At 62.4% G+C, this 20,795-nt stretch carries 15 protein-coding genes; 6 read left to right on the top strand and 9 right to left on the bottom strand.

What is annotated here, in order from left to right; translation table 11 throughout:
- The first annotated feature begins 7 nt into the window (after positions 1 to 7).
- The 3 genes from ACO054_RS00975 to rpoD all read left to right on the top strand — a co-directional run bounded on the left by ACO054_RS00975 (position 8) and on the right by rpoD (position 4,906).
- Positions 8 to 463, top strand: coding sequence for a GatB/YqeY domain-containing protein (locus ACO054_RS00975; protein ID WP_421708577.1), 456 nt, complete (start codon positions 8 to 10; stop codon positions 461 to 463).
- 147 nt (positions 464 to 610) lie between these two features.
- Positions 611 to 2,518, top strand: a complete 1,908-nt coding sequence (gene dnaG, locus ACO054_RS00970; RefSeq protein WP_421708576.1) for a DNA primase — start codon at positions 611 to 613, stop codon at positions 2,516 to 2,518.
- A gap of 312 nt (positions 2,519 to 2,830) precedes the next feature.
- Positions 2,831 to 4,906, top strand: coding sequence for an RNA polymerase sigma factor RpoD (rpoD, locus tag ACO054_RS00965; protein WP_421708575.1), 2,076 nt, complete (start codon positions 2,831 to 2,833; stop codon positions 4,904 to 4,906).
- Between the two features lie 127 nt (positions 4,907 to 5,033).
- Here rpoD and ACO054_RS00960 read toward each other — a convergent pair whose 3' ends face one another.
- Positions 5,034 to 6,137, bottom strand: coding sequence for a DUF2336 domain-containing protein (locus ACO054_RS00960; RefSeq protein ID WP_421708574.1), 1,104 nt, complete (start codon positions 6,135 to 6,137; stop codon positions 5,034 to 5,036).
- Positions 6,138 to 6,364: 227 nt separating this feature from the next.
- On the opposite strand from ACO054_RS00960, the gene ACO054_RS00955 reads away from it, so the two are divergent.
- Positions 6,365 to 6,787, top strand: coding sequence for a rhodanese-like domain-containing protein (locus ACO054_RS00955; RefSeq protein WP_421708573.1), 423 nt, complete (start codon positions 6,365 to 6,367; stop codon positions 6,785 to 6,787).
- A 76-nt stretch (positions 6,788 to 6,863) separates the two neighbouring features.
- Here the strand turns inward: ACO054_RS00955 and ACO054_RS00950 are convergent, their stop codons facing one another.
- The 6 genes from ACO054_RS00950 to ACO054_RS00925 form a co-directional block, all read right to left on the bottom strand.
- Positions 6,864 to 7,634: a DUF6969 family protein gene (locus ACO054_RS00950; RefSeq protein ID WP_421708572.1), complete on the bottom strand. Its 771-nt coding sequence runs from the start codon at positions 7,632 to 7,634 to the stop codon at positions 6,864 to 6,866.
- A 67-nt stretch (positions 7,635 to 7,701) separates the two neighbouring features.
- Positions 7,702 to 8,130: a universal stress protein gene (locus ACO054_RS00945; RefSeq protein WP_421708571.1), complete on the bottom strand. Its 429-nt coding sequence runs from the start codon at positions 8,128 to 8,130 to the stop codon at positions 7,702 to 7,704.
- 17 nt (positions 8,131 to 8,147) lie between these two features.
- Positions 8,148 to 10,988, bottom strand: a complete 2,841-nt coding sequence (locus tag ACO054_RS00940) for a TRAP transporter permease (RefSeq protein ID WP_421708570.1) — start codon at positions 10,986 to 10,988, stop codon at positions 8,148 to 8,150.
- A gap of 250 nt (positions 10,989 to 11,238) precedes the next feature.
- Entirely contained in the window at positions 11,239 to 12,222 is a 984-nt protein-coding gene (locus ACO054_RS00935) for a TAXI family TRAP transporter solute-binding subunit (protein ID WP_421708569.1), read from the bottom strand.
- Between the two features lie 351 nt (positions 12,223 to 12,573).
- Positions 12,574 to 13,425 (bottom strand): 3-keto-5-aminohexanoate cleavage protein, encoded by an 852-nt coding sequence (locus ACO054_RS00930; protein WP_421708568.1) that lies wholly within the window; start codon positions 13,423 to 13,425, stop codon positions 12,574 to 12,576.
- Positions 13,426 to 13,438: 13 nt separating this feature from the next.
- Entirely contained in the window at positions 13,439 to 14,773 is a 1,335-nt protein-coding gene (locus tag ACO054_RS00925; protein WP_421708567.1) for an aspartate aminotransferase family protein, read from the bottom strand.
- A 156-nt stretch (positions 14,774 to 14,929) separates the two neighbouring features.
- On the opposite strand from ACO054_RS00925, the gene ACO054_RS00920 reads away from it, so the two are divergent.
- Positions 14,930 to 15,445, top strand: coding sequence for an adenine phosphoribosyltransferase (locus ACO054_RS00920; RefSeq protein WP_421708566.1), 516 nt, complete (start codon positions 14,930 to 14,932; stop codon positions 15,443 to 15,445).
- Positions 15,446 to 15,640: 195 nt separating this feature from the next.
- Positions 15,641 to 18,919, top strand: a complete 3,279-nt coding sequence (locus tag ACO054_RS00915) for a PAS-domain containing protein (RefSeq protein WP_421708565.1) — start codon at positions 15,641 to 15,643, stop codon at positions 18,917 to 18,919.
- Between the two features lie 71 nt (positions 18,920 to 18,990).
- On the opposite strand, the gene ACO054_RS00910 is transcribed toward ACO054_RS00915, so the two are convergent.
- Both ACO054_RS00910 and ACO054_RS00905 read right to left on the bottom strand, forming a co-directional pair.
- Positions 18,991 to 20,277, bottom strand: coding sequence for an amidase (locus ACO054_RS00910; RefSeq protein WP_421708564.1), 1,287 nt, complete (start codon positions 20,275 to 20,277; stop codon positions 18,991 to 18,993).
- Positions 20,278 to 20,346: 69 nt separating this feature from the next.
- On the bottom strand, positions 20,347 to 20,664 hold the full coding sequence (locus ACO054_RS00905; RefSeq protein WP_421708563.1) for a hypothetical protein: 318 nt from the start codon (positions 20,662 to 20,664) through the stop codon (positions 20,347 to 20,349).
- Between the last annotated feature and the right edge of the window lie 131 nt (positions 20,665 to 20,795).

Genomic DNA, 20,795 nt, shown 5'->3' with positions numbered 1-20,795 from the left:
GACGGCGATGCTGCGTACGGAGCTGAATGACGCCTTGAAAGAGGCGCTCAAGGATCAGGACAAGCAGACCCTTGGGACGGTCCGCCTAATCTTGGCGGCCCTGAAGGATCGGGATATCGCGGCACGCGGCGCGGGCAACTGTGACGGCATTCCCGAAGAGGAGGTGCTGGACATGTTGCAGAAGATGGTCAAGCAGCGCCGCGAATCGATTGACCTCTATGCGAAGGGCGATCGGCAAGATCTCGTCGAAAAAGAACAGGCCGAGATCGACGTCATCCAGCGGTTCATGCCGCAGCAGCTCGACGACGGCGAAACGCGTGCCGCAGTTGACGGAATGATCGTCGAGCTGGAGGCCGGCTCGATCAAGGACATGGGACGCGTCATGGCTGCCCTGAAGGAGCGCTATGCCGGGCGCATGGACTTCGCCAAGGCCAGCGCTCTCGCGAAGGGTCAACTCGCTTAACGAGCGCGCAGGACGAGCCCGACAGGTCTGACTGGCGGAATTTTCCCCGACTTCCTTGCTGACTTGCGGTTAAGATCGGGAGCGCGCTGCCGCCGGCTACGTTATGATAGCGGACCTTTGGTTCAGCGCTCCCAGGGCACCGCGTAGATGGCCTTCCCGCCCGATTTCCTAGACGAACTGCGCAGCCGCGTCTCGCTTACCGACCTGATCGGCCGACGCGTGCCGTTGAAGAAGCGCGGGCGTGAATGGGTCGGGCTCTCCCCCTTCCAGAGCGAAAAGAGCCCCTCCTTTACCGTCGTGCCCGAAAAGGGCTTCTTCCACTGTTTTTCCAGCGGAGAGCACGGCGACGCAATCGGTTGGGTCATGCGGATGGAGGGCCTGTCGTTTCCCGAAGCGGTCGAGAAGCTGGCAGGTGAAGCCGGGCTGCAGGTCCCTCGACCGACTCCGGAAGCCAAGGCGGAGGCGGAGAAGCGTAAATCGGTCCACGACGTCCTGGAAATGGCCTGCGCATTCTTCGAGCAGCAGCTCAGGCGGAGTTGGGGGGAACAGGCGAAGAGTTATCTGGAACGGCGCGGACTGTCCGCAGCCACCATCGAACGCTTTCGTCTTGGCTACGCACCCAGCGACCGGGGCCTCCTGCTCAAACACCTCCGGGCCAACAAGGTCGACCTGGAACTCGCCGCGTCCGCTGGCTTGGTAAAGCTGCCGGAAGGCGGCGGCGAACCCCGCGACTACTTTTTCAACCGCGTCCTCTTCCCGATTGCCGACCGACAGGGCCGGATCATCGGCTTCGGCGGTCGAACTCTGGAGCCCGACGGCAAACCGAAGTATCTCAATACGCCCGAGACGGTCGTCTTCCGCAAAGGACGGTCGCTCTACAATCTCGACCGCGCGCGCAAAGCGGCGCACACGGCCGGCGAAGTCGTCGTCGCAGAGGGCTACATGGACGTGATTGCCCTCGATCAAGCTGGCTTTCCCGCCTGCGTCGCCCCGCTCGGTACTGCCGTGACGGAGGAGCAGATCGCCGAGCTCTGGCGCCTCGCACCGGAACCCTTGATCTGTCTGGACGGCGACCAGGCCGGGCAGAAAGCCGGCATGCGCGTGGCCGAACGGGCCCTGCCAGGGCTGCAGCCGGGCCGTTCCCTCCGCTTCGCCCTCCTCCCGCCCGGCGAGGATCCGGACAGTCTGCTGCGAGCCCAGGGGCCTCAGGCGTTGCGACAGGTGCTGGACGCGGCCAGACCGCTCAGCGATCTGGTTTGGCTGATGCTCACGACGGGCCGCGAGCTGGCAACCCCGGAGCGGCGCGCCGGACTGCGTCAGGAGATCATGAAGCTGACCGGTGTCATTGCGGACGAGGGTGTCAAAGCCGCTTACCGGGATGACTTGCTGGCGCGCTACGACGAAGCCTACGGTTTCGGGTCGCGTCGACGCGGTCGCCAGGACGGTCGCTTTCAAGTGCGCAAAGGGCGATACGGTGGAGATCTCCTCGGATCGCAAGGATCCGGTTCGGCTGCCTTCGATCGGCCGGCGCCGGGCCTTTTGCGCCGGCGCCCTGAGCAGATGCTGCTGGCCTGCGCCCTGAATCATCCGGAACTGGCCGCCGAAGACTGCGAGAACCTCGCGGCAGTGCGGCTGTCCAGCCCCGACTTCGACCGTTTGCGACGCGCCGTAGCGGATGCACTGGCGAATCGACCAGATCTTGACTCGGATACGCTCCAAGACCACTTGAGCCAACTGGGTTTTGCTGAAGCCCTCGCGGCCGTTTTAAGCGAGCCTGTCTATCTTCACGCTCCCTTCGCTCGGGCCAACCGGCCACTTGCGGAGGCGCGGCAAGGGTGGCGCGATTTGATGGACCGCTTGTGGATCGCCCAGCAGGCCCACGAGGATATCGACACAGCCCGTCAGCTGGCGGCCGATATGAAGGAAGAGTCGCTCGAACGTTTACGCATCCGCCAACAGTTGAACCAAAGAACCGACCCAGGCCTTCGCACCGGTCCAAAAACAGAGTCTGGCGGAAGCGATCCAGACGTTGAACCCGCGGGCTCAGGTGAATAGTTAGGGGCGTCACCCGGTAGGACGCGCCGCTCCGGGACGTGATGACGTTGGAGAGGCGGACTAGGGGCGAGAGGCGGATTAGAGGATTACGGTCAGACCGAACATCGAGGTCGGACTGAAAGCGAGTTTGAACCTAGGGGAGCGGAGCCGGTCAAGCGCCGGAGCGCATGACCGCAGACCGACCGAAACCAGCGTCGGATGGGGACAACCGCGCAAGCGATGAGCGGCTGAGAATTTCGGCGAAGTACTGGCGTTCCGGAGATGGTGTCTACGTTTTTCGATGTGTCGTTAGGGGCAGGAAGACGAGCGAGCATGGCGAGTAAAGCAACCGAAGCGGAAGAGACGACCGAAAACCGGGATGAGGGCACCGAAGGCCCGATGGTCGACTCCTTGACCGCCGCGGTGAAGAAGATGATCGCGCGCGCGAAAGAGCGCGGCTACGTCACCTACGACGAGCTCAATCAAGTCTTGCCGCCCGACCAGGTATCCTCGGAGCAGATCGAGGATGTCATGGCACAACTGTCGGAGATGGGGATCTCCGCCGTTGAGGCCGAAGAGCAGGACGACAACGATAAGGACGAGTCCGGAGACGACGAAAGCCGGACCCGGGCTGCCGGCAACCTTGACGATGCGGATGTTGGCCGCACCGACGATCCGGTTCGGATGTATCTGCGCGAGATGGGCTCGGTCGAGCTGTTGAGCCGTGAAGGCGAAATCGCGATCGCCAAGCGGATCGAGGCGGGCCGCGAAAAGATGATCGGCGGCATCTGCGAGAGCCCGCTGACGATTCGTGCCCTGTTGGCTTGGCGCCAGGCACTTCTCGACGGACAAATTCTCCTGCGCGAAATTATCGATCTCGATGCGACCTACGGCGCGGGACCTGACGGAAATCAGGATGCTAACGGCACCCAACAGGCCAATGGCCAGCAGCAGGCAAACGGCCAGACCGTCGACGCTGCCGAGGGGTCGCAGTCCAACGGCACGGGCAAGGCCAACGGTGCGGCCGCCGGCGAGAAGCCTGGCAACGGCGCCGTGAACGGCAGCGCCAAGGCTGCCGAGGGTGACGAGACCGAGTCGGAAGACGTCGAAGACGGCGACGAAGAGGACGAGGAGGAGAGCAACCTCTCCCTCGCGGCCATGGAGCTGCAGCTTCTACCTCAGGTTCTCGAGACCTTCGACAAGATCGCAGTCACCTACAAGAAGCTCTACAAGGCCATGAACGAGCGCCTCGCTCTGCTCCAGCAGGGAGAGGCCGTGCCGGCAGCGGTCGAGAAACGCTACCAGCGCAACCGGGACCAGCTTGTCGAGCTGATGACGCTCGTGCACCTCAACAACGCCCGCATCGAACAACTGGTCGACCAGCTCTACGGTCATAACAAGCGGCTGCTCGGTTTGGAGGGGCGCCTGCTGCGGCTGGTCGAGTCCGCCGGCGTCGCGCGAACCGCCTTTCTGCAGGAATATCAGGGTAACGAGCTCGATCCCAATTGGCTGACGCGGGTCAGCCAGCTTCCCGGCAAGGGCTGGGGCAAGCTTGCCGAAAAGCACGGCGACGAGGTCGTCGGCATTCGTGAGCAGATCGGTACGATCTCCGAGGCGACCGGCCTTCCGATCGGCGAATTCCGGCGGATCGTCTCGACCGTCCGTAGCGGCGAGCGAGAAGCAAATAAGGCTAAGACCGAGATGGTCGAAGCCAATCTGCGGCTCGTCATCTCGATCGCGAAGAAGTACACCAACCGCGGCCTGCAGTTCCTGGACCTGATCCAGGAAGGCAACATCGGCCTCATGAAGGCCGTCGATAAGTTCGAGTATCGTCGCGGCTACAAGTTCTCGACCTATGCCACCTGGTGGATCCGCCAGGCGATCACCCGCTCGATCGCCGATCAGGCGCGTACCATCCGCATTCCGGTGCACATGATCGAGACCATCAACAAGCTGGTCCGCACCAGCCGACAGATGCTGCACGAGATCGGCCGCGAGCCGACACCGGAAGAGCTTGCCGAACGGCTCGTCATGCCGCTGGAGAAGGTTCGCAAGGTCCTCAAGATTGCAAAGGAACCGATCTCCCTCGAGACGCCGATCGGCGATGAGGAAGACAGCCACCTGGGCGACTTCATCGAGGACAAGAACGCGGTGATTCCTCTGGATGCCGCGATTCAGCACAACTTGCGCGACACTACGACACGCGTTCTGGCCAGCCTCACGCCTCGTGAGGAACGCGTGTTGCGCATGCGCTTCGGCATCGGGATGAACACCGACCATACTCTGGAAGAGGTGGGGCAACAGTTCTCGGTCACCCGCGAGCGTATCCGCCAGATCGAAGCCAAGGCGCTGCGCAAGCTGAAGCACCCCTCGCGCAGCCGAAAACTCCGCTCGTTCCTGGATACCTGACGCTGCGCGTCTGAGAAGCCGGAAAGATCGTTGAACAAAGACTGTCGAGTCTGAACGGCTGTGCGACGCCGAGGCGAGCGTGTATCTGCTTAACCGGCCTCTCGAAAGGTGGTCCGGGAAAAGCGCTTCAGGCTGCCGAACGCGTCAAACGATCAATCAGATAGTAGAGATCGTCGCCAGGCCAGGTGCCGTCCTGATCGAACTGCGTCAGCAAACGCTCCAGCAGACGTTCGGTAAAACGCCCGCGGTCGTTGGCGCCGCCGTCGTACTCGGTTTCCTGGACAACCTGCACGGCGGCACGGAAAACCGGTAGTTTCTCTTCCGAGAGTCCGGCCCGACGATAGAGAGACGTCAAACCGAGCTTACCTTCGTCGTAGATCAGGATACGGGCATTGGCGAGTGGGACACTGGCCAGTTTGGCCATCGCCGCTTCGAAGAAAGCGAGATCGCCGACACAAAGCGCCCTCAAGATCAGGGAGTCGCTCAAGCGCCCACGCTTAGCAAGTCCGGCGACCAAGGCGTCCAGATCGCCACCCTCGCGATTCTTGTCTGCAATCTGAAGCACGGCTCGGTCCCGTACCTGCAGAACGAGGTCCGAAACGCGGTTGGAATCGAGTTCTCCGCGCGTCGTGAGCACATCGCGAAGTTGCGCCGACATACGGGTTACCAGCTGTTCGGCGATCAGCGGCGGCACGTGGCGGCGCCGGGCCAGTTGATCCCCAACGGCAGGTTCTTCGGCAAAATCGCGCAACACGCGTTCCAGATCGCCTTCCGCGATCTCAGCACCTTCGTTTCCAACCAGATGGGCCACAGCCTCGGACTGGCCGGTGTCGATCACAGCTTCACAAACGGCCGCCGACAGTTGGTTGCGCCGGGCGATCGCATTCAGCCGCCGGGGAGCCGCCTCTTGGACGAGGCTCAGAAGCTCGGCATCACTGAAAGCCTCGGAGTGTCGCAGGATCGGCAGCGCGACCGAATCGACGTCACGCGCCAGCGTCATGGCGATGCCGTTCGGCAGATCCGGCGCGTGCTTCAGGTGTTCCGCCAGAGCTTCACGAACGATGACGGCGGTATCGCGGACCAGGACCGCGAAGATTTCTTGCGCCAAGCGTCGTTCACCCGGACCAAGCATGGCCTCGGCATAGTTATCGGCGATCTTCGCGGCCGTCTGCGCGCGCGTCTCCGGTGCAGGATCTTCGAGCAGACGCTTAACGTCGGCCTCGGTAAGCATCTGAGGCTTCCGGGGTCGGTCCCCGTCGAACGCTAGAACATCTTTGGACATGCGCGACGATCCTGTGAACGATCTGCCCGGCGCAGGCCGTCAATGCGGTCCACGCTCCTCGCCAGAGTGTGGACCGGGAGGCGTTAAACAGCCCTTAATTCCTACACAATTGCGTCATTCGACTGGACGGCGAGGCACTACCATCCAACATGCGCGGCAGACTCAGGAGGGACGGCATGCGGGTACTTCTACTCCTCACACTCATCTTTCTGATGCCAGCTCCGGCAAACGCGCAAGAACTGTCGGCGCAAGGGGCACAAGACCTAGCGGCCGAAGATGCGGTTCTCTTGATCGATGTGCGTCACCCGCAAGAATGGCGGCAAACCGGCGTACCTCGGGGGGCTCAGACCGTCAGTATCCACGATCCGGGCGGCTTGCCGGCCTTCCTGGCCAAGGTCCGCGCTCTTGCCGACCAGTCACCGGACCGGCCGATCGCCCTGATTTGCGCAACGGGCGTTCGCTCCAGCTTCGCCGCCAACCTGCTACGCGAGGAGGGCTATGATCAGGTCTTCGACGTGAGCGAGGGTATGCTGGGTTCGAGCGCGGGTGCCGGATGGCTCAAACAGAATCTGCCGGTTCGAAGCTGCAGGGAATGTTAGGCCTAGGCAGCGCGTTGGAGCGGGATCGCAGCGGTTACGGCAAGCCCGCGCCGTCTCGGAGCGCTTGCGAGCCAGTTCAGCCGCCGAGGGCGAGCGCCACTCCCTGAATCTGATCCGTCACGGATATCTCCAGCATGGAGGTGATCTCCAGATTCCGGTCTTCGAAGACGTCCGGCGGATTTCGCTGGCATTGCCAGGCTTCGACAGCCCGATCTCGGGCGCGGATGAGCTCGACGATCTCTGGACGGAACAGCCGCATCATCGCGGTCACCCAGCGGTTAACCGGCCACGAGGGGCGCGCGTGATCGATGTCGAAGCGGTCGAGCATGGAGACCACGTCTTCCGCGGCATACCAGGTTTCGCCCGTTACCCAGCGATTGACGGTGAAAAGCCGGAACGGCAGTCCCTGGGGCGTCATGGCGATGGCGATCAGATGGCTCAATCGCTCATCGGGATCGAGTGGCAGGGTGTCGCGAGGAACTGGTGCGGGTTTCACGCCCTCTGGCATGCCTCCGGGGCGCAGAAACGTGTGGAAGTGACCATGCTCGCTTTCGAAACGCTGATCGCTTGGATGCGCGTGATAGTAGTATTGCGAATGGGTTTCGGCGTCGTAGACGTCGCCCGGCGGATAGTGATCCCACTCGTAAAAGGTCTCGGCTTCTCGAAGGAGCTCGCCGACGACGTTGTCGCCCGTTTTGGTGAGAACGCGGTAGATCTCAAGGATCTCGTTCCCCGCATCGGCCATGCCCTGCAGCGTATCGCGAGGCAAGGCGGCCAACTGAGGGCTGACGGGGCGACAAGTCTCCGGAAGGGCGGCAACTGCTGTCAGGCGCATAGCATCAGACATAGCGCGCCCCTAGGCCCTTGGCCAGACACAGGGTCTTGAAACGGGCGTGAGAGGACCTGAAACGGGATCAGTCACGGACCACCAGCACCGATGTCGAAGCATGACGCATCACCCTGGCAGCATTCGGGCCGAGCAGATAATCCTCCAGGCCGGGACGATGGGAGGCCATAACGATCAGGTCTGCCGAGACGCCCTCGGCGGACCGCAAGATCTCCTGATAGATCGTGCCGTGGCCGATGATGTGTTGAGCCTTGAGATCGGTCGGCAATCGCGCGGCCGTGAAGGCATGCAAGGCGTCTCGTGCCTGTTCGAGCGCCTGCTGCTCGTAGCCAGCCGGGAAGAAAGACCCGACGATCGACATGCCGAAATCCGGAACGACGGTGATCACGTGCAAACGAGCACCGAACGCTCGGCAGTACTCAAGCGCCGTTGAAACCGCCCGGTCTTGAGTATCGGGATGGCCCAGATCGACGGCGAGCAGTATCTCCTTGTACATCCTGTAGATCCCCCCTCTCAGAAAGCCGGCGCGGTTGCGCGGCGGCGCTGAACCAAGACGACGAGAGCCAGCAGGAGAAGAGCCGGAAGGTAGAAGACCTCCTTCGGCAGGCGGTCGGCCGGAACGAGCACCTCTGTCACCGTCACGGGGGTATCGCCGTAGAAGTCGAACTCGCGCCACTGCTCTTCATTGGGCGCCCCGGGTAAGGGCTCGTCCAGCGCGATCAATCGGTCGCCTTCCAGTTCGAGAGCCAAGCCCGTAGCGGCCTCCAGGCGGGCCGCGCCCCCATCGGGTTGTCCCAAGTCGAAGGCCAGAGTCAGGCTGCGGATCTGGTCGAAATTCTGGAAATCGGGCCCCTCCAGTCTGACGCGAACCTGCGCGGCCTCCGGCTTGCTTTCAATGGCTTCGAAGACCTGAGCGGCTGGTATCGTCTCGAAAGGCGGTTGCACCTGGTCCAGCCAGAATCCGGGCCGGAACAGGGTGAAAGCGACGAGCAAGAGGACGGCAGACTCCCATATCCGAGAGCGGGCAAAGAAGTAGCCTTGCGTCGCTGCGGCGAAGATCAGCATCGCGACCGTCGCCTTTATGAAGATCAGAACACCTCCCGCGAAGTCGACGTCGATCAGCAACAAGTCTGTGTTGAAAATGAACAGGAACGGCAGGATGACGGTTCGCAGACTATAGAAGAAGGCCGTAAAGCCGGTGCGGATCGGATCGCCGCCGGAGACCGCCGCAGCCGCGAAGGACGCCAGACCGACCGGCGGCGTCACATCGGCCATGATGCCGTAGTAGAAAACGAAGAGGTGAACAGCGATCAACGGCACGATCAGCCCATTCGCCGCACCCAATTCGACAACCACGGGGGCCATGAGCGACGACACCACGATGTAGTTGGCGGTCGTCGGGAGCCCCATGCCGAGAATCAGGCTGATCAAGGCGGTAAAGACCAGGATCAAGATCAAGCTGCCGCCGGAAATGAACTCCACGAACTCGGCCATGACCTGACCGATCCCCGTGAGGGTCACCGTCCCGACGATAATACCGGCGGCGGCGGTGGCGACCGCGATACCGATCATGTTGCGCGCGCCGGCGATCATGCCGGCACCCAGGTCGCCGACGCCCTGCAGCGCTTGCTGGGCGATCTCCGAACCGGCGCCGCGAAAGAAGGCCTTGAGGGGGCGCTGCGTAAGCAGAATGGCGATCATCAGCGTCGTCGCCCAGAAGGCCGACAAACCGGGCGATTTCAGCTCGATCATCAGAAACCACACCAGAACGATGATCGGCAAAAGGTAGTAGAGGCCTGTTTTGACGACTTCGCCAGCGACCGGAAGCTTCACGACCTGCGCTTCGGGATCATCCATCTGAAGGTCCGGATCGCGCGCGGCCAACCAAACCAGAGCGATGTATACGGCAGCAAGAATCAGCACGACGGGAAGCCAGGCGACATCGCCGACGACTGCCTGAATACCCCTGAGACCGTAGTAGACCACTCCGGCCAGAATGAAGATCGACGATACGATTATGCCGCTGCGCAGGAGTTGCGCCTTCAGGGGATGCACGACCGGCTTCGGGAGTGCCTGCATCTGCTGCTTGAGCGCTTCCAGATGCACGAGATAGAGCAACGCGATGTAGCTGATCGCGGCCGGCAGGAAGGCGTGCTTCACCACCTCGGCATAGGAAATCCCGACGTACTCGACCATCAGGAAGGCGGCAGCGCCCATCACAGGTGGCATGATCTGACCGTTGACCGAGGAGCCGACCTCGACCGCACCGGCGCGTTCCGGTGTGAAGCCGACCCTGCGCATCAGCGGGATCGTGAAGGTGCCGGTCGTCACGACGTTGGCGATCGAGGAGCCCGAGATCAGGCCAGTCATGGCGGAGGCCAGCACCGCGGCCTTGGCCGGGCCGCCGCGCAGATGGCCGAGCAAGGCGAAGGCGAGCTTGATGAAGTAGTTACCGGCACCGCCCTTATCGAGCAGAGACCCGAACAGAACGAACAGAAAGACGAATGAACTGGAGACGCCAAGCGCGACGCCGAAGACGCCTTCGGTCGTGAGGTACATGTGGCTCATGGCGCGCTCGACGGAGGCGCCTTTCCACTGAATCACCTCCGGGAAGACCGGCGAGTTACCGAAGAAGACGTAGGCGAGGAATACCAGCGCCACGACCATCAAGGGCGGGCCGAGGCTGCGCCGCGTCGCCTCGAGCAGCATCACCAGGCCGACCCCGGCAATGGTCAGGTCATACCAACTGGGTAGACCGGGCCGCTCCGCGAGCGCCGCGTAAAACAGATAGAGGTAGGCGCCGCAGAAGGCCCCTCCGAGCGCCAGAATCCAGTCGAGTATCGGAACACGGTCGCGGGCCTTGTCAGACATAGCGAGACAGACCAGCAGCAGGGCGAGTGCAGGCGCGAAGTATCGGGGCTCGCTGACCAGGCCGGCTAAAGCACCGCCGATAGAGGTATCGCTGCCAAGCGATCCGGCCAACAGCAACGTAAAGAAGATGAGCGCCAACCCTACGATTAGGCTCGACGACAAACGTTGGAGGAAAGCACCGGAGCGCGTTTTTCCGGGCGCGGGGAAAGCCGTGAATGCCAAGAAGAGCGCGAAAGCGAGATGGATCGACCGCGTCTCGGTGTTGTTGAGCACCACCGGCAAGCCCAGACCGCTCTGCACGAGAAACGGCAAGGGAGAGGCGATCCAGAGCTGAAACAGGGACCAGACGAGCGCGACGCCTGCCAGCAGAACGCCGATCGAGCCCTGGACCGTGCGTGCGCCGGTGTCGGTAGAGGCGACGAGATCCGCCAACTCCTCATCCGACAAAGCTTTGTTGGCAGAGTTCACCTGACTGTCGGACATCGTCTCGATCCCCCCCGGATCAAGTTTGCTTCCGCGACTTGTTGCCAGTTGCCTCGACAAGATGCGCCTGCACTGAGGCCGAGGGTACGCCCCGTTTTCGGATGTCGTCCCTATCGAGATGTCGCTCCTGTCGAGTGGTCTGGCGAAGGTCTGACGCGAAGCCTGAAAAGACGCTGAGAGAAAGTAACTGTCGGCCGGACGGGGACGGACGCTGCAAACAGTGCCCGCCCCACGTCAAAAGCCGAGGCCCCTACATCAGGCCGGCTTCCTTGTAGTAGCGCTCGGCACCGGGATGAAGCGGCGCGGAGATACCGTCGGAAACCATCTCTTCCTTCTCGAGGTTCGCGAAGGCCGGATGTAGAGCCTTGAAGTCGTCGAAGTTTTCGAAGACAGCCTTGACCAGCTCGTAAACCACCTCGTCAGCCACATCGGCGCGCGTGACGAAGGTGGCACCGACACCGAAGGTCATGGTGTCCTCATCGGTGCCGCGATACATGCCGCCCGGAATCGTAGCGGTTCGGTAGTAGCTGTGTTGCTCGACCAGACCATCGACCGTCGGGCCGGCGACCTCCACCAGAACGGATTCACAGGCGGTCGTGGCCTCCTGAATCGAACCGGAGGGATGCCCCACCGTGTAGATCATCGCATCAATGTTGTTGTCGCAGAGGGCCTGGCTCTGCTCCGCGGCCTTCAGCTCGGACGCCAGAGCGAAATCGCTCATTTCCCAGCCATAGGCTTCCATGACGACTTCCATGGTTCCGCGTTGACCGGAACCGGGATTGCCGATGTTGACGCGCTTACCGCGCAGATCGTCGAAGGTTTCGATGCCGGAGTCGGCCCGCGCCACGACGGTGAAAGGCTCCGGATGCACGGAAAAAACGGCCCGAAGCTCCTCGAAGGGGCCTTGGTCCTCAAATCGAGTGGTGCCGTTGTAGGCGTGGAACTGCCAGTCGGACTGGGCTACGCCGAATTCCAGTTCACCGGCACGGATGGTATTGATGTTGTAGACTGAACCGCCGGTCGACTCGACCGAACAGCGGATTCCATGATCTTTGCGATTCCGGTTAACGAGACGGCAGATCGCACCGCCCGTCGGATAGTAGACGCCGGTCACACCACCGGTGCCGATCGAGATGAACTGCTGCTCTTGGGCAACGGCGCCACCGGCCGAAGCGGCCACGTAGGCGCCCGCAGCCAACGCTACGGCTGCCCCGGTCAGAACGAGTTTTCGCATCGTCCTTCAGCTCCCTGAATTGCTTTGATTCGCACTTTGCGGATGTCTGGTGGGTCTTTGCCTTCCGCCGGGCCCACCTGTCCCGACACCGACACCGACCTAGCGGTATCGGCGACACTGCCTGTTGCAGCGCCGAAGCGTCTCCATTCGTGTGCTGTCAATCCCGCCTCCTGTGGGGTCCAGCCGTTAATCGGCCTTGCGTCTTTCGACCCCAATTCGCAGCATTGAACACGCATTCGCCGCGGCTGACTAGAGCGTGATCGCGTTTGATGGAAGTGGAGCTGCTCCCGCCAAACAGGGGCACCGCACTCTGACCTTACGATTAGAGCGGACTTGCCGCCGACGGCCTGCTCAGGACGAAGACGCGACCAAGGCGCGCAGTTGGTCAGCGGTCGCCAGCGGTCGGTTCAGGCGGGCCACGGTTTCGGCGACCCACGCCACCAGGGCGGCGTTATCCGCTGCCACAGACCCATCCGGTAACAGCAGGTTGTTTTCGAAGCCGATACGGGCATGACCGCCCAGCGCGGCTGCGGCGACAGCAGCAGCCGCTTCCTTGGGTCCGAAGGCGCAGACGGCCCAGGGATCGTTCTCGTCATGAGCGGCGAGAAACCGCAGCAAATCCGACGGTTCGGAGCGCTGTCCGGCGGCATAGCGCCCCAGCACAAAGAGAAGGAGCTGCGGTCCCGCCGGCAGAATCCCTCGCGCCCGCAGTGCGCGGAAGCGACGCAGGTCGTCAGCGTCGTAGAGGATGAACTGAGCCTGAATGCCCGTTTCGTTCACCCAGGCGAAGAACCGGGCAGCCTCGGCCTCGCTCTCGGCGTCCGGGATCAGTTCCCGCAAGGCAAAGCTCGCGGCCTCGGGCTGTAGCCGGCGCACACAATCCATCTGTTCGGCCGGATCGTAGCGCCCGACGGCCTCGGTCGTAATCTGAACGACCAGATCGGAGCCGACGGCGGCGCGTACAGCCTCCGTCGCTGCCTGGTATCGCCCCACATCCAAGGAGTGCTGCCCCTCGGCGTCACGAACATGCAGATGGATCATGGAGGCGCCGGCCGCAGCGCAGGTCCTCGCAACCTCGGCGACCTCGTCGAGCTCAATAGGTAGGGCCGGATGATCAGCCTTGCTCTTCCGCGCACCGTTGGGTGCGACGGCTAGGACCAACGGTTCCCACGTCGGGTCCCCTCGACCCGCGGCTGTAATCATTATCGGTCCCCCATCATGAAGTTGCTGGGGGCAACGCCGCATCGATCGCCGCACCGAGCTTGTCGACCAGTTCCTCGATCTGAGAGTCCGAGATAATGAAGGGCGGGGCGAGCAGCACGTGATCGCCCCGTAGGCCGTCGGCTGTCCCGCCGTTGGGGTAGCACATCAGCCCTCGGCTCATGGCCTCGCTCTTCACCTTGGCATGCAGCTTGTGCTTGGGATCGAAGGGTCGTTTGCTCGCCCGGTCCTCGACGAGTTCCAAAGCCAGAAACAACCCTCGCCCGCGGATCTCGCCCACGTGGCGATGATTGCCGAAACGCTCCTCCAGACAGCTGCGCAGCCTCGCGCCCTGGACCCGGACTCGGTCGAGCAGGCACTCGCGCTCGATGACCTGCTGAACGGCCAGCCCGCCAGCACAGGCCGTTGGGTGGCCGATGTAGGTAAAGCCGTGTTGGAAGCTGCCGGACCCCTGCGACATCGTCTCGACGATCCGGTCCGAGATCAGACAGGCCCCGATCGCCTGGTAACCGGCCCCCAGCCCTTTCGCACAGGTCAGCAGATCGGGACTGATGCCGTCTTCGGCGCAGGCGAAGAGGTGCCCAGTACGCCCCATTCCGGACATGACCTCGTCCAGGATCAGCAGAATTCCATGCCGGTCGCAGATGTCGCGAATACGTTTGAGGTATCCGGGAGCCGGAGCCAAGGCACCGGCAGTAGCACCGACAACCGTTTCCGCGACGAACCCGATGACGGTTTCCGGACCTAGGCGTTGGATCGCGGCCTCCAGTTCATCGGCAACCCGCAGACCATAGTCGGTCTCGCTTTCGTCAGGGCGCTTGTCCCGGTAGGGATAGCAGGGGGCGATCTGGGCAACAGACATCAAAAGCGGCTCGTAGACGGCACGACGCCCTGGATTGCCGCCAATCGACAGGGTCGCCAAGGTATTGCCGTGGTAGGACTGACGGCGCGAAATGAAGTTCACGCGCTGCGGTTCGCCCCGTTCGACCCAATAGCTTCGCGCAAGCTTGAGCGCCGTCTCGTTCGCCTCCGAACCGCCGGACAGGAAGTAGACCTTGCTAAGCCGCTCCGGCGCGCGGGTCACCAGATACTCGGCCAGAGCCTCAGCCGGTTGGTTCGTGAAGAATCCGGAATGAGCGTAGGGCAGCCGATCCAACTGAGCCTTGATGGCCTCGACCACCGCCTTGTGGCTATGGCCCAGGCAGGACACGGCGGCGCCCCCCGAGGCATCCAGGTATCTCCGTCCGCGATCGTCGATCAGGTAAGGGCCGTCACCGCTCACCGCCACCGGATAGTCGTGAACGAACTGTCGATGCAGAATGTAGCTCATGCGGCCGGAGCTTAACCGCGCTCATACAGGCGGCAAGCGCCAATTGCGGGCCGGCGCCATGCAGGCTAGCTTGCCGCGCCGCGACTCCGCGGCCGGAACGCTCCCGCACACTCATTTCTCGACGACCGCCCGGTCATCATCACAGCGACGGACACCATGGACCTCAAGGCGCACATCCGCACGGTTCCGGACTTTCCCAAGCCCGGCATTCTTTTCTACGACATCTCGACACTGCTGATGCACCCAGGGGCTTGGCGGCACACAGTGGAAACCCTCGGCACGGCTATGGAGCCGTACAAACCGGATCTGTTGGTCGGTATCGAATCGCGTGGCTTTCTGACCGCCGCACCCCTGGCACTGCATCTCGGGCTCGGCTTCATCATGGTGCGCAAGAAAGGCAAACTGCCCGGCACAACGGCCAGACACACCTACGATCTGGAGTATGGCAGCGACACGCTGGAGATTCAGGCCGACGCAATCTCTCCGGGTCAGAGAGTGGTGGTTCTCGACGATTTGCTGGCGACCGGTGGAACCATGTGTGCGACCGTCGACCTGCTGCAGAAACAAGGGGCGAACGTGTGTGGCGTCGGTTGCATCATAGAGCTCAGCTTCCTTGAAGGCCGCAAACGGTTGGACGTGCCGGTGACCAGCCTGGTCGCCTACGACGACTAGAGGAAGCGTCACCTACCTGCCGAAACAGCAGCCTGATTGCCGCCTAGGGGAGCCAGAGTTTCCGCCGAAAGTCGCCAAATGCGCGTATTTAATTTGTCATTAACACGCAAATTGGATAATTCCGTAGAGGTAGCGTCGAGATCTGGTCCCAGATCACGAGACCTGCGGGGGTGATCCGGCAGGCAAGGCGGATGAATGGAGCTTTCCCTAGCTACAGCTCTCGCAGCGCTCGTCGCCGTCAGTCTCGGGCTGGTTCTGGGCGTGTCGTTACAGAGGCTGTTCAACGGTGCGAAAGCAACCCGACTTGCGCCGCCCGCTGCGTCCTTCGACCTCAACGAGGATCTGGCCCGCTTCCGCGACGTCTTAGAGTTGGGCTATGACTGGCTTTGGGAGACGGACGAGCAGCATCGTCTCACCTATCTCTCAAGCCGCTTCGCGGAGATTACCGGTCATAGTCCGGACTCCCTGATCGGCCGCTCCCGCTTCGAGCTGACGAAAGCTGACATGAGCGACCCTTTCTGGGCCGCGCACAAGGCCACCCTGGATCGTCGCGACGCTTTTGCGAATACCGTCTACGCGATTACCGTCGGTAAGACGACCCGATGGTTTCGCATTAGCGGACGGCCGCGGTTCGATGCAGGAGGCCGGTTTGTCGGCTATCGAGGCCTTGGCACCGACGTGACGAAGGAGGTGTTAGCCGAACAGAAGTCGGAGCAGAGTCTTCAGCAGTTACAGCGTGCCATCGACGCCATCTCGCACGGAGTCGCGTTATTCGACGCGAACGACAGACTGCTCGCCGTGAACGCAGCCTACCGAGTCATGCACCCCGGTGTCGCCGAGAGCGCCAAACCAGGGGTACACTTTCACGAACTGGTTCGAGCCGGCGCGAAGACGGGTCTGTTCAAAAACGTCGACGGTCGCTCCATCGAGGAAATCGTCGCACAACGCCTTGCGAAAAGAGCCGAAACCGCCACCTTCGAGCAGGATTACGCCGACGGACGCATTCTGCAGACCAGCGAGACGCGACTCGCCAGTGGCGAAAGCCTGCTGCAGTGGGTCGACGTGACCAGCTTCCGGCGTCGCGAGCGCGCTTTGTCGCTTTTGATCGAAGCGGGCGCCAGCCGGCGCGACGTGATCGAGACAGCCGCCGAAGCCTTGGCCGTGGCGCTCGGTTACCGGTGGGGCGGCGTCACCCAGCGCCTCGATAGGGATCGGGCTCGCATTCTCGCAATGTGGGACGGGCAGATCGTTCAGCGGGACTTCGACTACTGCTTGGCCGGAACCCCCTGTAACGAAGTCTATCAATCCGGAACCTGCTACTATCCGGCTGGTGTCGCGGAACACTTTCCAGACGACGTGCTGTTAAGAGACCTGGGCGCGCAGGCCTTTGTTGGAAGAATTCTGCGCGCAGACGACGGGGCCATACGAGGCCACATCCTCGCTTTCAACGACATGCCGGACAGCGAGCGGCCGCCCGACGACGACCTTATCGCCTTGATCGCCAACTGGGTTTCCATGCAGCTCAAGTGGCGCGAGACGGCACAAGCTCTCGCGCGAAGCGAAGCTCGCTTCCGGGACCTGGTGGAGATCGACACCGATTGGTACTGGGAGTTGGATCGGGATCTTCGCTTCACCTTCCTGTCGGAAGAAACGCGAGAGATCACAAGCCGGCCTGCCTCCGAAGTTCTCGGCCAAAGGCCCTGGGATGCAATGGACGCAGATCCCGGTTCGGCCGAGTGGAAGCCCATCGTCGAAAATCTGCGCGCCAAACGCGCCTTTCGCGAGGCGCATCTCTCGGTGGAGAGATCCGACGGAAGTGTCCGTCACCTTCGCCTGAGCGCGAGGCCACTGTTCGATACCGACGGGAACTTCACCGGCTATCGGGGCGTGGCGGCGGACGAGACAGCGCAGATCGAGGCTCAGCAGGATCGCGAAGAAAGCAGCCAAATTCTCAGCGCCATTGTCGACAACATGCCGGAAGGTGTGACCATCGTCGATGGCGATCTGCGGATCCTGCGCTACAACAAGCGCTTTCTCGAAATGCTCGATCTTCCGGCAAAGGTTCTCCAGCGCAACCTCTTCGAAGATGTCATTCGCTACAATGCCGAACGCGGAGACTACGGAGCTGGCGACGTCGAGCAGATGGTGCGCGAGCGCATCGACTTGGCTCTAAACTTCGAACCTCATCGCTTCGTCCGAGTCAGGCCGAACGATACGGCGATCGAAGTTCGCGGAAACCCCCTGCCCGGCGGCGGTTTCGTGACCACCTATGCCGATGTGACCGAGCATCAACGCGTGCAGACAGCTCTGCAGGATTCTGAGGCGCGCTACCGCTTGATCTCGGAACTCACCTCCGACTTTCTCTATTCCTACAGGGTCGATGCCGATGGCCGCAGCGAGGCGGAGTGGTTCGCCGGCAGTTTGCCGGACGGCTTTGCAATGCCTGACGGGAACGGCAACCAGGTCACCTCCTGGTATGAACTGATCCACCCCGACGATCACGCGCTTCTCAGACAGCGCCGTCAGCGTCTTCAAACAGGTGAACTCTCGATTGACGAGCTACGGCTTGTGAATCGTGATGGTTCGGTCCGCTGGTTCAGGTCAGTGGCCAGGCCGGAACGCGATCCGAGCAGCGGTCGTCTGATCAGGATTCTGGGCGCCGCACAGGATATCACGGAACGCAAACGGGCCGAACTCGCACTGCGTGCCGCGAAGGAGTCGGCCGAAATTGCCAACCGGACCAAGTCCGAGTTTCTCGCCAACATGAGCCACGAGCTTCGCACCCCGCTCAACGCGATCATTGGCTTCTCCGAGATCATGAAGCACGAAGTGATGGGGCCGCTCGGCGGACGCCGCTACCGGTCCTATGCCGAGGATATCTGGGACAGTGGAACGCATCTGCTAAATATTATCAACGACATCCTGGATGTCTCGAAAGCGGAAGCCGGCATGCTGGACTTGATGGAGGAAGATGTCCGTCTAGCCGAAATTGCCGAGGCAGCCCACCGTCTCGTTCGACAACGAGCCGAGAGCAGCGGCGTCAAGATCGAGATTTCTCTGCCACAGCAGATGCCGTCGATCTGGGCGGACCCACGGCGCATGAAACAGATCCTGCTGAACCTACTCTCGAATGCGGTCAAGTTCACGCCTTGGGGAAAGCAGGTGTCACTGAGTGCGAACATCGATAGCGCCGGCCATCTGGTCATCGAAGTCAGCGATCAGGGCATCGGTATTTCAGAAGACGATCTGGAACGGGTGCTAGAACCTTTCACTCAGGCAGACTCCAGTCTCAGCAGACGACATGAAGGGACCGGTTTGGGACTCCCCCTTACCCGCGCACTCGTCGAAATGCACGGCGGGAGACTGACACTGACAAGCATCGAGTCTCAAGGCACGGTTGCCAAAGTGACCCTGCCGTCGGAACGTCTGATCACATCAAGGCACACGGAACTGGCCAGTGCGGAAGCCGACTGACTCACCCGGTTGTGTTACGGTCTGTCCCGTAATCGAGGTGCGACGGCGGACCGTTGGCCGCTATGCCAAAGTCAGGACGCCACTTCAGGCCAGGCAGCGGCCTCGCCAATCGACGGCGAAGGTGCGAACTTGGCAGCGAAGGTCAGCAGCGCCCGGTCCGCACCTTTCGGCGCGATGAGCGACAGTCCAAGCGGACACCCTCGGATCTGTGCTAAGGGCAGACTGACCTGAGGCAACCCCGCCAGGCCGGCGATGCAGGTCAGGCTGAGGACGCGGTCGCGATGATCGCGCAGAGAGGCGGCGTCGCTCGACGTAAGCGGTGCGATATCGGGCGCAGTCGGTAACACCAGCAGCGTGCCGGGCGTCATCATCGCCTGAAGTCGCTCTGCGAAGCGCGCACGATCCGAAGCCGCCGCCGAAGCCTGATCTTTTTCCACGGTGCGCACCCAGTCGAAGCGTTCGGCAATCTCGGGACCGAACCGGGGCGCGGTTTGTTCGATCCAGGGCCCATGAACGCGCCAGATCTCGAAGGCCTGAAGAGCCCGGAAGCACAGCATCCACCCGGCGAGGCCATCCCCTCGTTCGATCGTGACGACATCGCCGACGGCGACCGTCTCGCTCTGAGCGAAGCGTTGGGTGAGCCGCTCCAAAACAGGTGAGAGCGCTCCAGCCGTCTCTGGTTGCGCCAGAGCGAAAGCATCTTCGGCAACCAGCAGTCGCCGAAAGGTTGCCGGCGCGGCGTCCGGCTCCAACAGAACAGCCCCCACGCGCGCCAAAGTCTGCGCGTCCCGCGCAAACCAACCGATAGTGTCGAAGGACGGCGCTAGCGGCATAATGCCCTCAAGCGCAATGCGGCCGTGAGTAGTTCTGATGCCGCTGATGCCGCAGTAGCTGGCCGGAATACGAACCGATCCGCCCGTATCGCTGCCAAGTGCAACATCTGCAAGCCCACCCGCGACCGCAGCGGCCGATCCACTGGAGGATCCACCGGGAATACGCCCCGGCGCATTGCTGTTGGTCGGCGTGCCGTAGTGAGCGTTCTGGCCGTTGAGGCTGTAGGCCAGTTCGTCGGTGACGGTCTTTCCCACGGCGGTGGCGCCGTTGGCCAACAACCGCTCCACGGCCGGCGCGTTGGCTTCGGCGGGTTCGTGACTGTTGGCCCAGTCCGGGTTTCCACAGCCGGTCACCTGACCGGCCGTATCGAAAATGTCCTTGATGGCGAAGGTCAGCCCGGCAAGCGGCCCGACCGCCGTCGGCTCCAGATGCACACGAGGACCGGGGACGAAAGCGCCGAGCGGATCGCGATCAGCTTCACTGCCGCGACCGAACGAATCGAAGTCGAAAGAGGAGCCAGCCATAAGGGCAACTAGACACGACCCTTCCTCTCCCTGTCCAGCCACGAGGCCGAGAACGATCGGACAATCGCCTCAGATCTCTCTCCGGTCGGTCTCTGGGTCCGGCTGCTGCGGCTGATCTTCGGAGTCCCGCCTACGGCGAATGATGATGTCACCGTTCTCGGTGATCTCCGGTGCCTCGTACTGGGGAATAGAGTCGAGCAGCAACTCCATTGCGCGCATCAGCCTCTCGATGGAGTCCCGTGCCAACTCGCGCGCCTCAGAGCCAGGATCCGAGCGGGGCGGCGCTTCGGCTTCGCTCGCTTGGTTGCCGCCGGTGAAGGCTGCAGCCGAAAGAGGCATCAGAGCGCAGATCGCGACCGCCAGCACCGTAGTTCGCAGAACTCTCATAAATTCAGTCTACCATAGTGTCGACAGACTGGCGCGATTGTATGGAACGGCTCGAAGGCTGCGACCCACCGCTAGCGCCCTGGCCTGTCGTACTCGCCAGAGCCAGGCGCGGGAGCAGAGGCTCTTGCTCA

Source organism: Algihabitans sp., assembly GCF_965226985.1.
Taxonomy (GTDB): Bacteria; Pseudomonadota; Alphaproteobacteria; order Kiloniellales; family DSM-21159; genus Algihabitans.
Note: the sequence above shows the minus strand (reverse complement) of the source record. Positions and strands in the feature narration are given on the sequence as shown.

Coding starts and splice junctions, on each gene's coding strand:
- ACO054_RS00975 (WP_421708577.1), top strand. CDS start 8: ATGCTGCGTACGGAGCTGAATGACGCCTTGAAAGAGGCGCTCAAGGAT.
- dnaG (WP_421708576.1), top strand. CDS start 611: ATGGCCTTCCCGCCCGATTTCCTAGACGAACTGCGCAGCCGCGTCTCG.
- rpoD (WP_421708575.1), top strand. CDS start 2,831: ATGGCGAGTAAAGCAACCGAAGCGGAAGAGACGACCGAAAACCGGGAT.
- ACO054_RS00960 (WP_421708574.1), bottom strand. CDS start 6,137: ATGCTTACCGAGGCCGACGTTAAGCGTCTGCTCGAAGATCCTGCACCG.
- ACO054_RS00955 (WP_421708573.1), top strand. CDS start 6,365: ATGCGGGTACTTCTACTCCTCACACTCATCTTTCTGATGCCAGCTCCG.
- ACO054_RS00950 (WP_421708572.1), bottom strand. CDS start 7,634: ATGTCTGATGCTATGCGCCTGACAGCAGTTGCCGCCCTTCCGGAGACT.
- ACO054_RS00945 (WP_421708571.1), bottom strand. CDS start 8,130: ATGTACAAGGAGATACTGCTCGCCGTCGATCTGGGCCATCCCGATACT.
- ACO054_RS00940 (WP_421708570.1), bottom strand. CDS start 10,988: ATGTCCGACAGTCAGGTGAACTCTGCCAACAAAGCTTTGTCGGATGAG.
- ACO054_RS00935 (WP_421708569.1), bottom strand. CDS start 12,222: ATGCGAAAACTCGTTCTGACCGGGGCAGCCGTAGCGTTGGCTGCGGGC.
- ACO054_RS00930 (WP_421708568.1), bottom strand. CDS start 13,425: ATGATTACAGCCGCGGGTCGAGGGGACCCGACGTGGGAACCGTTGGTC.
- ACO054_RS00925 (WP_421708567.1), bottom strand. CDS start 14,773: ATGAGCTACATTCTGCATCGACAGTTCGTTCACGACTATCCGGTGGCG.
- ACO054_RS00920 (WP_421708566.1), top strand. CDS start 14,930: ATGGACCTCAAGGCGCACATCCGCACGGTTCCGGACTTTCCCAAGCCC.
- ACO054_RS00915 (WP_421708565.1), top strand. CDS start 15,641: ATGGAGCTTTCCCTAGCTACAGCTCTCGCAGCGCTCGTCGCCGTCAGT.
- ACO054_RS00910 (WP_421708564.1), bottom strand. CDS start 20,277: ATGGCTGGCTCCTCTTTCGACTTCGATTCGTTCGGTCGCGGCAGTGAA.
- ACO054_RS00905 (WP_421708563.1), bottom strand. CDS start 20,664: ATGAGAGTTCTGCGAACTACGGTGCTGGCGGTCGCGATCTGCGCTCTG.